15 protein-coding genes and 1 rRNA gene are annotated in these 13,328 nt (G+C 39.8%); all 16 read left to right on the forward strand.

The features are described 5' to 3' along the window. Window positions 1-97: ribosomal RNA gene (rrf, locus tag H9D55_RS00595) — 5S ribosomal RNA — on the forward strand; the annotation flags it as partial. Between the two features lie 146 nt (window positions 98-243). Beyond that, a complete protein-coding gene (locus H9D55_RS00600) occupies window positions 244-1,338 on the forward strand; it encodes a betaine/proline/choline family ABC transporter ATP-binding protein (protein WP_186075908.1) in 1,095 nt (364 codons plus the stop codon). Continuing rightward, window positions 1,338-2,894 carry a glycine betaine ABC transporter substrate-binding protein gene (locus H9D55_RS08220; RefSeq protein ID WP_186075910.1) on the forward strand — a complete coding sequence of 519 codons (1,557 nt, stop codon included), beginning with the start codon at window positions 1,338-1,340 and terminating at the stop codon, window positions 2,892-2,894. Before H9D55_RS00600 ends, H9D55_RS08220 begins: the two co-directional genes overlap by 1 nt. 61 nt (window positions 2,895-2,955) lie before the next feature. After that, window positions 2,956-4,191: an aminotransferase class I/II-fold pyridoxal phosphate-dependent enzyme gene (locus H9D55_RS00610; protein WP_186075912.1), complete on the forward strand. Its 1,236-nt coding sequence runs from the start codon at window positions 2,956-2,958 to the stop codon at window positions 4,189-4,191. 1 nt (window position 4,192) lies between these two features. Then, the gene (tmk, locus tag H9D55_RS00615) at window positions 4,193-4,822 is read left to right on the forward strand and encodes a dTMP kinase (protein ID WP_186075914.1); all 630 of its coding nucleotides are present in this window, start codon (window positions 4,193-4,195) and stop codon (window positions 4,820-4,822) included. Beyond that, window positions 4,822-5,151: a cyclic-di-AMP receptor gene (locus H9D55_RS00620; protein ID WP_186075916.1), complete on the forward strand. Its 330-nt coding sequence runs from the start codon at window positions 4,822-4,824 to the stop codon at window positions 5,149-5,151. The genes tmk and H9D55_RS00620 overlap by 1 nt, the downstream gene beginning before the upstream one ends. Before the next feature lie 3 nt (window positions 5,152-5,154). Beyond that, window positions 5,155-6,048 carry a hypothetical protein gene (locus tag H9D55_RS00625; RefSeq protein WP_186075918.1) on the forward strand — a complete coding sequence of 298 codons (894 nt, stop codon included), beginning with the start codon at window positions 5,155-5,157 and terminating at the stop codon, window positions 6,046-6,048. Between the two features lie 5 nt (window positions 6,049-6,053). Continuing rightward, window positions 6,054-6,854: a PSP1 domain-containing protein gene (locus H9D55_RS00630; protein ID WP_186075920.1), complete on the forward strand. Its 801-nt coding sequence runs from the start codon at window positions 6,054-6,056 to the stop codon at window positions 6,852-6,854. Beyond that, a complete protein-coding gene (locus H9D55_RS00635; protein ID WP_235963071.1) occupies window positions 6,851-7,171 on the forward strand; it encodes an initiation-control protein YabA in 321 nt (106 codons plus the stop codon). The genes H9D55_RS00630 and H9D55_RS00635 overlap by 4 nt, the downstream gene beginning before the upstream one ends. A gap of 44 nt (window positions 7,172-7,215) precedes the next feature. Next, window positions 7,216-7,944 (forward strand): tRNA1(Val) (adenine(37)-N6)-methyltransferase, encoded by a 729-nt coding sequence (locus H9D55_RS00640; RefSeq protein ID WP_186075922.1) that lies wholly within the window; start codon window positions 7,216-7,218, stop codon window positions 7,942-7,944. Then, window positions 7,937-8,191 carry a GIY-YIG nuclease family protein gene (locus H9D55_RS00645; RefSeq protein ID WP_186075924.1) on the forward strand — a complete coding sequence of 85 codons (255 nt, stop codon included), beginning with the start codon at window positions 7,937-7,939 and terminating at the stop codon, window positions 8,189-8,191. Before H9D55_RS00640 ends, H9D55_RS00645 begins: the two co-directional genes overlap by 8 nt. Then, entirely contained in the window at window positions 8,188-9,009 is an 822-nt protein-coding gene (gene rsmI / locus H9D55_RS00650) for a 16S rRNA (cytidine(1402)-2'-O)-methyltransferase (protein ID WP_186075926.1), read from the forward strand. Before H9D55_RS00645 ends, rsmI begins: the two co-directional genes overlap by 4 nt. A gap of 26 nt (window positions 9,010-9,035) precedes the next feature. Continuing rightward, window positions 9,036-11,003, forward strand: a complete 1,968-nt coding sequence (gene metG, locus H9D55_RS00655) for a methionine--tRNA ligase (protein WP_186075928.1) — start codon at window positions 9,036-9,038, stop codon at window positions 11,001-11,003. 10 nt (window positions 11,004-11,013) lie between these two features. After that, window positions 11,014-11,784 carry a TatD family hydrolase gene (locus tag H9D55_RS00660; RefSeq protein WP_186075930.1) on the forward strand — a complete coding sequence of 257 codons (771 nt, stop codon included), beginning with the start codon at window positions 11,014-11,016 and terminating at the stop codon, window positions 11,782-11,784. Window positions 11,785-11,820: 36 nt separating this feature from the next. After that, window positions 11,821-12,378 carry a ribonuclease M5 gene (gene rnmV, locus H9D55_RS00665; RefSeq protein ID WP_186075932.1) on the forward strand — a complete coding sequence of 186 codons (558 nt, stop codon included), beginning with the start codon at window positions 11,821-11,823 and terminating at the stop codon, window positions 12,376-12,378. Continuing rightward, a complete protein-coding gene (gene rsmA / locus H9D55_RS00670; RefSeq protein WP_186075934.1) occupies window positions 12,375-13,259 on the forward strand; it encodes a 16S rRNA (adenine(1518)-N(6)/adenine(1519)-N(6))-dimethyltransferase RsmA in 885 nt (294 codons plus the stop codon). The genes rnmV and rsmA overlap by 4 nt, the downstream gene beginning before the upstream one ends. The last annotated feature ends 69 nt before the right edge of the window (window positions 13,260-13,328 follow it).

Raw genomic sequence — 13,328 nt, forward strand, 5'->3', positions numbered from 1 at the left:
GAGAGGCCACACCTGTTCCCATGCCGAACACAGAAGTTAAGCTCTCCAGCGCCGATGGTAGTTGGGGTTTCCCTGCGAGAGTAGGACGCTGCTAGGCAAAATTAAGACTCAAAGCAAATTTGCTTTGAGTCTTTTTTTGTTATCAATTACTTATTTATCGGTTTAAATATTTAGTTTATGTTGTGTTTACTTGTAGTTAGGGTATATATAAACATAATAAATACATAGAATTGAGGGTGCGTAATGATTTCAATGAAAAATGTTACAAAACGTTACAATGACTTTGTAGCGGTGGATCATTTGACTGTCGACATCGAGTCTTTTGAGCTCTTTGTCATCATCGGTCCTTCTGGTAGTGGAAAGTCTACAACCATGAAGATGATTAACCGATTGATAGAGACAACTGAAGGCGCAATTTATATCGATGATAAAAATGTTAACGATTTTGATCCTGTGGAGCTTCGTCGAAGTATGGGGTATGTTATTCAGGATGTTGGGTTAATGCCACACATGACGATTGCAGAGAACATCAGTCTGGTCAATCGCTTGAAAGGTGAGAAACGTGATGATGCGCGTGTGGACGAGCTCCTTACTTTGGTGGGTATGAAACCTAATGAATTTAGGGAGCGTTATCCGGAAGAGCTTTCTGGAGGACAACAGCAACGTATAGGTGTCATCCGTGCACTTTACAGTAATCCGAATATTATTCTGATGGACGAACCGTTCTCGGCACTCGATCCAGTTTCCAAACTCCAATTACAAGAGGAGTTTCTAAGAATTCAGACTGAAGTAAAGAAAACAATCGTTTTTGTCACACACGATATTGATGAGGCGCTTAAACTCGGTGATCGTATTATGCTCATGAAAGATGGTAAGATTGAGCAAATTGGTACGCCTGATGAACTATTGTTTTCTCCAAAAAATGAGTTTGTGCGAGAGTTTATCGGTAAGGATCGTCCGAGACGTTTTGCTATGCAGAAATTTAATATTGAAAAATGGGTGGATAATGACTACCCGACTGTTGATCATAGGAGTCTCGACAATACAGATCTCGTTAACATATTTAAGACACACGAGGTCAATGTGTTGCCTGTGCTAGAAAACAGTCGTGTTGTTGGCACGTTGAGTCTATATGACGTACTTAACGGTGATTTTGATCTTAAAGAAACATTTATTTCTATATCTGTCGATCTTGATTTAGATTCCGTCATCAAGCGTGTGAATGAGAATCGCCAACTTCTTCCAATAGTAGTAGATAAAAACATGTATACCGGAGTATTAGATCACACTAAACTCTTATCTATGCTCACTGCTGAGCCTGTCGGAGGTGAGTCATAATGTGGCGTGAAGTTTATGATATTGTAACAACACGAACGAGTGAGTTGTGGAGTCTGATTGTGCAACACGTTGGTATATCAATGATTGCGCTACTTATCGCAATCGTGATCGCGGTGCCACTTGGCATTCTCTTAACGCGTACGCCAAAACTGGCGGGTCCTGTTATCGGTATTACATCAGTATTCCAAACAATCCCAAGTTTAGCGTTACTCGTTTTTATGGTACCGATCATTGGTACTGGTCGCCTACCAGCCATTATTGCTCTAACAGTGTATGGATTATTACCTATATTGAGAAACACCTATGTCGGCATTAACACGGTGAATAAATCGACGATTCAAGCAGGTGTGGGTATGGGTATGACAAACAGACAGCAACTCTTCATAGTAGAAATTCCGCTTGCAGCAAGCGTTATAATGGGTGGTATTCGTACGGCGACTGTTCTTGTCGTCGGAGTGGCAACAATCGCCGGTCTTATCGGAGCGGGTGGTCTTGGAGACTTTATTTTCAGAGGACTATCAACGAATAGTACGGGACTCATTATGGCTGGAGCTATTCCGGCTGCGCTTATTGCCCTTCTTTTTGACTTTTTGCTGAAGTATGTAGAGAACCACGCGACACCTGGCAAAAAAAACCAGTCTCGAGCATCTAAGGTAACATTTTACACGATTATTGCCGGGCTATTGCTTATATTTGCGGCAGGTATATTTAAGACAGTCATGTCGAATGAAGACATGGTGATTAGTGGTAAAGCGGATACTGAACAGGAAATTCTCGTTTATATGTACAAAGAGCTAATCGAGCAAGAGACAGATATTAAAGTCAAGAAAGAATCATATATCACTGGTACTCCTAACCTTGTTCAAGGCATGGATAACGGCCAGTATGATATGTACGTCGAGTACACGGGCACTGCCTTAGTAGACATTTTAAAAGAAGATGATTTTGAATATGAGACGCAAGTAGAAGTCTACGAACACGTTAAAGATATTTACGATAAAGACAAGAATTCCGTTTGGTTAGAAGAAATCGGTTTTAACAATACCTATGCCATTGCGGTGCGTGAAGATTTCGCGAAAGAGAATGATATCGAAACAATCAGTGATTTAAGGAATATTGCAGACCGCATGAAGTTTGGTTCATCAGCAGAGTTCCTAGAGCGTAGCGACGGTTACAAAGGGATAGAGGATGTCTATGGCGTATCATTTGGCAAGGTTCAAACGATGGACTCAGGTGTTGTCTATGCAGCTCTAGACAGTGGTGAAATTGATGTAGCAGATGTCTATGCAACAGATGCACGTATCGAGAAGTTTAACCTCAAGGTGCTAGTAGATGACAAAGAGCTATTCCCGCCATATTACGCGGTCCCAACGATCAATAAAGAATTGTTAAATGAACACCCGGAGCTTGAAGATATTATCAACCAACTCGCTGGTATGATCGACGATGATACAATGCGTAATTTAAACAAAAAAGCTGACATCGATGGCATGACTGAAGAAGAGGTGGCTCACGAATTCTTAAAAGAAAACAATTTGTTAAAAGAAAAAGAGTAATGAAGGTTTTTTAAACCCATAAAATCATGTACCATTAGTGAGAATAAAAGGAGTTAAGACAATGGGTTTATTAGAAAAACTAAATGAATTAAAATCCGTGCATGCAATTTCTATGCATGTACCGGGACATAAAAATAAAACAATCGGTAATTTAAATGATGTGTTGATTAGCTTCGATATGACGGAGATACCAGGACTCGACAACTTGCATGATCCAGCGGAAGTACTCCGTGAGTTGAACGAGCGCCTTGCTAAAAAATATACAGGCTATGAAGCACAAGCGTTAGTCAATGGCAGTACAACAGGTGTACTAAGTGGACTTCACGCTCTTTACGAAGAAGGGAAAACACTGTACATCGTCGATGATGCACATAAATCTGTTTATCACGCGACAGAACTTTTAAACGTGACTCCAATTCACATTAAGAGCAGTGAAATGAATAATACGAAACTAAACGATAATCCAGTCGTTGTCATCACGTATCCGACATATCATGGTGACTTATTAGACATCGAAGAGATGATTGCACACATCCATTCAAAAGGCGGTAAGGTTTTCATCGACGAAGCGCATGGTTCACACTTCGATATAACAGAAAACTTCCCGAAATCATCTATGAATTTCGGCGCCGACATCGTCGTGCAGTCTTACCATAAAGGATTGCCGAGCTTAACGGGCGCGTCTGTTGTCTTCATTAAAGATAAAGACACCAAACGTCGTGTTATGAAGTACGTTGACATGTTTGAAACGTCGAGTCCGTCATACTTGTCACTAGCTTCTATCGAATCTGGACAAGGATTTTACGAAGAATTCGATGACGAAGTATTCTTCTTAATGAAAAAATCTGTTAAAAAAGCACTTGAAGAAAGCGACATCACCGTCGAAGAATCAAATGATCCAACTAAGTTAATTTTAAACAAGAAAGACTACTCGCCATACGCGCTTGAAAAGGCGTTCAGAAAACAAAATATATACTCTGAGATGGTTACAGATAGAGGTGTCTTATGGTGCTTGCCACTCTGGCATGATGGGGATACGTTCCCGTTCGAGCTATTCTTAGAGAGAATTAGCATGGTTCAAGTGAAAAACGAGATACAATCAAAACAAATAGATCTTTCGGTTCTTAAAGGAAAAAAAGCGATTCGAAATATCGTACCTTATCCACCAGGAGTTCCGTATATTAAAAAGAACGATTTGTTCACAGATGCGCATCTCGCTGAAATCATGCAGCAGCTTAAAAATAATGTTAAAATAGAGGGACTAGAGGATACTCTAGATTACTACACGGAGCGATAAGATGTCTGTATTTATAACTTTTGAAGGACCGGAAGGTTCTGGGAAATCGACGGTCATTAAAGCTGTTCAAAAACATTTTGAACAAGACACAGAAGTGATGGTGACACGTGAGCCAGGGGGCATACATGTTAGCGAAAAGATCAGAGATATTATTTTAGATGAAGACTCGAATATAGATGGGATAACCGAAGCCTTGCTGTTTGCGGCAAGTAGACGCGTACATCTAAGAGAAAAGATACTTCCCGCATTAGAGAGCGGACAGATGGTGCTGTGTGACCGCTATATCGATAGCTCACTCGCATATCAAGGTAGCGCAAGGAATCTCGGATTTGAAATCGTAATGGAAATCAACAAAATTGCAGTTGAAAACCACATGCCAGATTTAACGCTGTATTTAAAGCTCGAGCCAGAAATTGGCCTCTCGAGAAAGAAAGCAAACGACGTCGAACATAATCGGCTAGACAACGAAGAACTCAACTTTCATAAGTATGTGGTTTTAGGGTATAATAAACTATCAGAGTTATATCCAGAGCGCATCAAGACAATTGATGCAAGTCAGCCGCTTGAAGCGGTTATTGAAGACGCAATAGAACAAATCAGAATATATATAAATTCTAGAGGTGACCTATAATGAAAATGGTAATTGCAATTGTACAGGATCATGACAGTCAAAGACTTACAGATAAATTAACAAAGAATAACTTCCGTAATACGAAACTTGCATCTACAGGTGGATTCTTACGTGCTGGAAACACAACATTCCTATGTGGTGTACAAGACGAGCGTGTAAATGAACTTTTACAACTTATCGACGACACATGTGGTAACCGCGAGCAAACAGTTGCTCCAGTAACACCAATGGGTGGTAACGCGGACTCATATATCCCATATCCAGTAGAAGTAGAAGTTGGTGGCGCAACAGTATTCGTACTTCCGATTGAACAATTCGAAAGATTTTAAGATATGACACATGACGCTACGTTAAAAGCAATCATCGAGAATAATCGCCTCGTGCATACCTATATGATCGATAGCGATGCGATTGAAACTGCGAGACGTGTTGGTATTGATTTTGCAACAATGATTCTCGGGGGTGATGAGGAAACGCGTGCGCTCATTAAGAGTGGCAATCATCCTGATTATTATTATCTACGCACAGATGAGATGACGATTAAAAAAGACGATATTTCTGACGTTGTACGACTAATGAACCAAAAGCCAATTCACTCAGAATATAAGGTGTATATCATCGAATCATTTGAGAAACTCACAGTTCAGGCTGAAAACAGTATATTGAAGTTTTTAGAAGAACCACCGCAAAAAACGGTGGCTCTCCTTTTAACTACAGATAAAAGCAGTATTCTACCGACTATTCATTCAAGAGCCCAACATCTGTCGTTTAAAGGCACAGATGATGATAGAAAGTCTGCGCTCACTGAATTAAGTGAGCCACTACAAAATATCGCACATATTCTTAAACTCGACACGAATCATGTGCTTGATTTAGGAGAAGGCTTCAGTGAAATTGTGAATGCAGCGAATCACTTTGGTGCAAGGTGGTTGAATGATCATCCCCTTGTTTTAATTGATTTAACTCGTGTTTTGGATGTCTTAAAAGAACGTAGAGATTATATATTAATGCTCACTCTCCTTGACGGTTATGTGAGACAAGCGATGTATGAACTTCTCGGTATAGAAGGATTCTCACCGTTTAAGTCTGAACCACTAACGAACGCTGTGAATATAGGAAGATTATCTAAAATGCTAGAAGAGATAGAAAAAGCGAATCAACTCATCACGAGTAATGTCAATCCGACACTCGTTTTTGAAAGTATGATTATCCGCTTGAAAGGTTGAGCATTGTGATTACATTAGTGAAGGCCACGCCACTCGATTTTTTTGAACACACATATCTCCAAGTGGAAATTGGAGTGTTTTGTGCCGACGAAATAATCGTTGCGGAAACAAAGCGTGGTATTGAATTATTTAGAGTACTTAAAACCAATTATGATGTTAAGAAAAAAGATATTGTTGAACCAGATGGTAAAGTTCTACGCATTGCTACAGAAGAAGATATTGCTATGGATGATGCAAACGGGAATCTAGCAAAAGATGCTATGGAATTCTGTAAACAAGCGGTGGAAGATGAGCAACTTGAAATGAAACTCGTTGACGCAAAATATACATTAGATAAAAAGAAGCTGATATTTTTCTTCACAGCAGATGCGAGAGTAGACTTTAGAACGCTCGTTAGAACACTGGCAACAGAGTTTAGAACAAGAATTGAACTGAGACAAATTGGTCTACGTGAAAAAGCACGCTTCTTAGGTGGCGTCGGTCCATGTGGACTTTCTCACTGCTGCTCGAGTTATCTTGGTGATTTTACACCAGTATCTATTCAAATGGCGAAGAACCAAGACTTATCACTCACACCGACTAAAATTTCAGGTGCATGCGGAAAACTCATGTGTTGCTTGAGCTATGAGAATGATTACTATGAAGAAGCACGCAGAGAGATGCCAGACGTTGGCTCTAGAATTAAAACTCCGGCGGGTCGCTTAGAAGTGATTGGTATCAACATTCTAGATCTCATTGTTAGAGCTAAAGATAAGGAAAACTACATACACGAATTTACGATGGATGAACTACAAGGGGAGGCGTGAAACGCGTGATGAGAGATGATCTGTTCAGTGAAATTGAACGACTCGAACGAGAAATCAAAGCACTCAGCGAAAATTTCACGAAAGTAAAGACCCTTGCTGTTGCCCTTGCTGAAGAAAACGTCAGCTTGGAAATAGAAAGAGATAATTACAAAAAGCTATTAAAGGAATCATCTAATGAAAAAGATGAATCATTTAAAAGAAATACTCTAAAGAGCCTATACGATGAAGGATTTCACGTATGTAGCGTTAAGTTTGGAGAGCATCGACATGGTGAGTCATGCCTCTTCTGCTTAGAATTTTTAGATCGTAGAGGATAAAAGCAGCTTTTGGCTGCTTTTATTTTGGTTAAGGGGAGAAGCATATGTTAAAAAATTTAGAACGGATAGATGAATTATTCCGTGAAAACATGAAGATCATACAAAGTGATGAGACGTTTAGTTTTTCTGTGGATGCACTCTTATTAGCCAACTTTGTATCTACGACTAAACGCACGACAGAAATCGTTGATTTATGCGCAGGAAACGGCATCGTACCACTTCTTTTATCGCATAAAACGAATGCAAAAATCACTGGAGTAGAAGTACAAGAAAGACTTGTAGATATGGCCAATCGAAGCATCGCGATGAACGACAAGTCAGAGCAAATCGATATGGTAGAACTCGATATTAATGACATTAAATCTGAGTTTAAACATTCCGTAGCAGATATCGTGTCGGTGAATCCACCGTATTTTAAAAATAATCAACCGGTCCATCAGAACACGCATCACCAAATTGCGAGAACGGAAATTCTAATCAACTTAGAGTCAATCGTTAAAGCAGCTAAATACTTGATTAAAAACAAAGGTAAATTCTATATGGTACACCGTGCAGAACGAATCGGAGAAGTCATTGAGCACATGCATCGGCACGGATTTAGAGTATCCCGCATGCAGTTTGTGTATTCGACAAAGACGAGCAAGAATGCACTTTTTGTCTTAGTAGAAGCAATTTTTAACAGTGATGCATTTGTTAAAGTCGAGCCGTCATTCTACATCTATAATCACGACCGTACGTATACGGAAGAGATGCTTGAGGTGTATTATGGCTAACACATATTTTGTATACATCGTCATGTGTAGTGACGACACATTGTACACGGGCTATACAGTAGATATAGATAAACGCATGACCGCACATAACAAAGGTGCTGGTGCGAAGTATACGCGTGCAAGACTTCCTGTTGAATTAAAGTATGTGGAGTTGTTCGACACAAAGAGCGAAGCATTGAAGCGCGAGTACGAAATCAAACAGTTATCGCGAAATGAGAAATTTAAATTGATGGAGGTGATGGAATGAATCTGTATATCACAGGTACGCCGATCGGTAACTTAGACGACATGAGCTACCGTCAAATTTCAACGTTAAAGGATGTTGACGTCATATTAGCAGAAGACACGAGAGTGACGCGCAAACTATTAAACCACTTTGAAATCGATACGAAATTAATCAGCTATCATGACTACAACAAAGAAACCGTGACTACAAAAATCATCGAAGAGATGAAAATAGGCACAACATTTGCGCTTGTCTCAGATGCAGGGATGCCAATTATCTCTGATCCTGGATTCGAACTCGTCCAAGAGATGCAGAAGGAAAACTTGGAATACACAGTAATACCTGGTGCTTCAGCATTCACGATGGCGCTCATACTTTCAGGAATTCCATCATTTGAATTCACGTACTTTGGATTTTTACCAAAATCGAATCAGAAAAAGCGTGAAAAACTAGAAGAGATATTATTCCATTATAAGACGTCGGTACTTTACGAATCGCCACATCGTATTAAGAAACTCGTTCAAAACATTAAAGAGAATGATCCAGAACGCATCATTTCAGTATCTCGTGAAATATCGAAGAAATTCGAGCAAACACTTACTTGTACGGCAAAAGAAATGCATGAAAAACTAGGTGCAGAAATGCCTTTAAAAGGCGAATTTGTTATAGTTATAAGTGGATATGATGAGAAAGAAGTTGAATACGACGAAGCGATAGATGCTCACGTAGAATCATTTATAGAAGCGGGTATGAAAACGAAAGCGGCAATAAAAGAAGTTGCAAGTCTTCGTGGTATGAAAACACAAGAGGTCTACGATCTCTATCACATGAAAAAATAAATACAGTAGATTCAAGGAGTTTAATTATGTCAAAACCAACATTTTATATAACAACGCCGATTTATTATCCGAGTGGACAACTCCACATTGGAAACGCGTATACAACAATAGCGACAGACGTTTTAGCACGCTACAAACGCCTACGTGGTTACGATGTGTTTTATTTGACAGGTACAGATGAGCACGGTCAAAAGATTGAAACGAAAGCTGAAGAACTTGGTATGTCACCACAAGCGTACGTTGATGGCATGGCGGATGATATCAAGAAGCTTTGGGAAAAGCTAGAAATTACAAACGATAAATTTATTCGTACAACTGATGAAGCGCATAAAGAAGCAGTTCAAAAGATCTTTGAACGCTTGTTGGAGCAAGGTGATATATACCTTGGAGAGTACGAGGGTTGGTACTCAGTTTCAGACGAAGAGTTCTTCACTGAAAACCAATTAGCTGAAGTGTATAAAGATGAGAATGGTAAAGTCATCGGTGGTGTTGCACCAAGTGGACATCAAGTTGAACTGGTTAAAGAAGAGAGTTACTTCTTCAAGATGAGTAAGTATGCAGATCGTCTTCTAGAGTATTACGAAGCGCACCCTGAGTTTATCTCACCAGCATCACGTAAAAATGAGATGATCAACAACTTCATTAAACCAGGTCTAGAAGACCTTGCCGTGACACGTACATCATTCAAGTGGGGTGTTCCGGTTAAGTCAAATCCAAAACACGTTGTTTACGTGTGGATTGACGCACTTGCTAACTATATCACAGCACTTGGTTACGGCAGTGCTGACGAGACTTTATTCGACAAATACTGGCCAGCAGACGTGCAAATGCTTGGTAAAGAAATCGTACGTTTCCACGCAATTTATTGGCCAATTATGTTAATGGCGCTCGATATTCCATTACCAAAACGTTTATTTGGTCACGGCTGGTTACTCATGAAAGATGGTAAAATGTCTAAATCTAAAGGTAACGTTGTGTACCCGGATATGATTGTAGACCGCTACGGATTAGATGCACTGCGCTACTACCTAATGCGTGAAGTGCCATTCGGTTCCGATGGTGTATTTACTCCAGAAGGGTTCATCGACCGCACAAACTTTGATCTTGCGAACGACCTCGGTAATCTAGTGAACCGTACAATCGCAATGATTAATAAGTACTTCGATGGAGCATTACCTGAGTACAATGGTGTTCAAAACGAAATTGATGAAAACTTAGAAGCTACAGTGAAAGAAAACATCGAGAAGTACGAAACGGATATCGAAGATCTTTTATTCAACAAAGCACTAGAGCGTGTATGGACAATCATCAGTAGAACAAACAAATATATTGATGAGACAGAGCCCTGGGTACTTGCGAGAGATGAAGATAAGAAAGAAGAGCTCGGAAATGTGATGGTTCATTTAGCAGAAAACATCCGTATCGCAGCGATTCTCTTACAACCATTCTTAACGCATGGACCTAAGAAAATCTTTGAACAATTAAATATATCAGATGAATCCCTGCTCGAATACGATTCTATTCACAAGTACGGTAGCATAAAAGTGGATGGCACAGTAATTAGTAAGCCAACACCAATTTACCCAAGACTTGATGTGGAAGAAGAAGTAGAGTTCATCAAAAATGAAATGCATAAAACTAAGCCAGAAGAAGAGGTGAAAAAAATGGCGAACGAAATTACAATTGATGATTTTGACAAAGTTGAAATCAAAGTTGCAACAATCATCTACGCAGAAAACGTTAAAAAAGCAGACAAGTTATTAAAAATTAATGTCGATCTGGGTGAAGAAGAACGTCAAATCATCTCAGGAATTGCTGAGCATTACTCACCAGACGACATCATCGGTAAGAAGATTTTAGTTGTAACAAACCTAAAACCAGTTAAATTACGCGGTGAGTTATCACAAGGTATGATTTTAACTGCGGAAAAAGATAACCGTTTGACGCTTGTGTCAGTACCAAACGGAATCGAAAACGGTAGTATCGTAAAGTAGGAGTGAGTCTATGTTAGTAGATACACATGTACATCTAAACGCAGATCAGTATGTCGGCGAGGTTGATGATGTCATCAAACGCGCTGAAGATAACGGAGTAAATACGTTTGTTGTCATCGGGTTTGACCGCAAGACAATTGAACGCACCATGGAGTTAATCACTAAGTATGAGAATGTATACGGTGTAATTGGATGGCATCCAGTAGATGCTATCGATATGACAGATGAAGACCTCAAATGGATTGAAGCGTTATCAAAGCATGAAAAAATCGTTGCGATCGGTGAGATGGGACTCGATTATCATTGGGACAAATCACCAAAAGAAGTACAGAAAGAAGTGTTCAAAAAACAAATTAAACTCGCAAAACGTGTAGGACTTCCAATTGTGATTCACAACCGTGAAGCAACACGCGATACGATTGATATATTAAAAGAGATGCATGTAGAAGAAGTTGGCGGTATCATGCATGCATTTGCAAATGCAACAGAAGAAGAGTTAAAAGAAGTGTTAGCTCTTGGGTTTTATGTGTCACTCGGTGGGCCAGTTACGTTCAAGAATGCGAAAGTACCTAAAAAAGTAGCGAGACTTGTGCCACTTGACCGTTTGCTTATAGAAACAGATGCACCGTACCTTACGCCGCATCCATATCGTGGGAAACGCAACGAACCGATGCACATAAAATTAATTGCGGAGGAAATTGCACGCCTTCGCGATATGTCGTATGAAGAGATCGCCACACACACATCTAAAAATGCAAAGAGAATATACAATATCAAATAAACGGAGCTCTGCTCCGTTTTTTATTAAGAGGATTATATGAAACAAAAAATAAAAGAAATCATCATAGTCGAGGGTCGTGACGATACAAACCGACTTAAGGAAGTACTCGACTGTGATACGATTGAAACAAACGGATCTGCTATAAACAAAAGAACGTTAGACGAAATTGGAATTGCACTAGAGACGCGTGGAGCCATCATTTTTACGGATCCAGATTATCCTGGAGAACGCATCAGAAACATTATCCTAGAACGTTTCCCTAATATCAAAGAAGCACATCTAGCGAGAAATAAAGCACGCGGACAGCGTGGTAAAATCGGCATTGAGCACGCAAAACCTAAAGATATAATGGATGCATTAGACAAAGTCATGACGAGAAATATACAAATAAAAGACATGTATACGATTTCAGACATGGTCGATTTAAAACTCACAGGGCAGAGTGACTCAAAAGCGCGTCGCGAGTTTTTGTCAGAAAACTTAAACCTCGGATATGCGAATGCAAACCAGATGCGTAACAAATTAAATCGATACCGTATTAATAAAGGTGAAGTCCTAGCTTTGCTAGATACTTATGAAGGAGAAAAGCGATGAAAGATATTGCGACGCCGAAACGCACAAAAGAAATTTTAGATAAATACAAGTTTACGTTTAAGAAGAGTCTCGGTCAGAACTTCCTGATTGACGCGAACGTAATCCGAGAAGTGCTACATAAAGCAGACGTGACGAAAAATACTGGCATAATTGAGGTTGGTCCTGGGATTGGCTCATTGACAGAACAACTTGCGAAAGTAGCTAAGAGAGTGGTTGCGTTTGAGATTGACCAGCGTCTGATCCCTGTTTTAGCGGATACACTAAGCCCGTACGATAACGTGACGGTGATTCATAAAGACGTGCTTGAGGCTAATATTGAGGAGACGATTTCTAAACACCTGTCGGATTGTGATGAGGTTGTCGTTGTGGCGAACTTGCCGTATTATATTACGACTCCCATTCTCATGAACTTTCTTGAAAAGACGACGTCGATTTCCAGATATTATACTATGATGCAGAAAGAAGTAGGAGAGCGTCTCAGTGCGACACCAGGCTCTAAGAGCTATGGGTCTTTATCAATCGCAATCAGCTACTATACGGACGCTAAGGTTGTACAGAATGTACCAAGGACTGTATTCATGCCGCCTCCGAATGTGGACTCTATTATTGTTGAACTGAAAACACGCAAAGAGAAACTTATTGAAGTGGACGATGAGAAATTATTCTTCAAACTGACGCGTGGCGCGTTCATTCAGCGCCGTAAAACGATTGTAAATAACTATCAGTCGCTATTCGTTGAAGGGAAAAAGAAGAAGGCAGAAATCACAGAGATGATTGAAAAAGCAGGAATTGACCCACGTCGCAGAGGCGAATCTTTATCAATTGAAGAATACAAACAAATCTATGATGCATTCAAGAAAAGCGCTTTAGAAATGGCATAAAAGCACATCCACAATTTGGTCTTCAATAACATAAAAGTAGAACGCTTTCAAGAACGAGTTGACAATTTT

Source organism: Phocicoccus pinnipedialis (genome assembly GCF_903994035.1).
GTDB lineage: Bacteria > Bacillota > Bacilli > Staphylococcales > Salinicoccaceae > Phocicoccus > Phocicoccus pinnipedialis.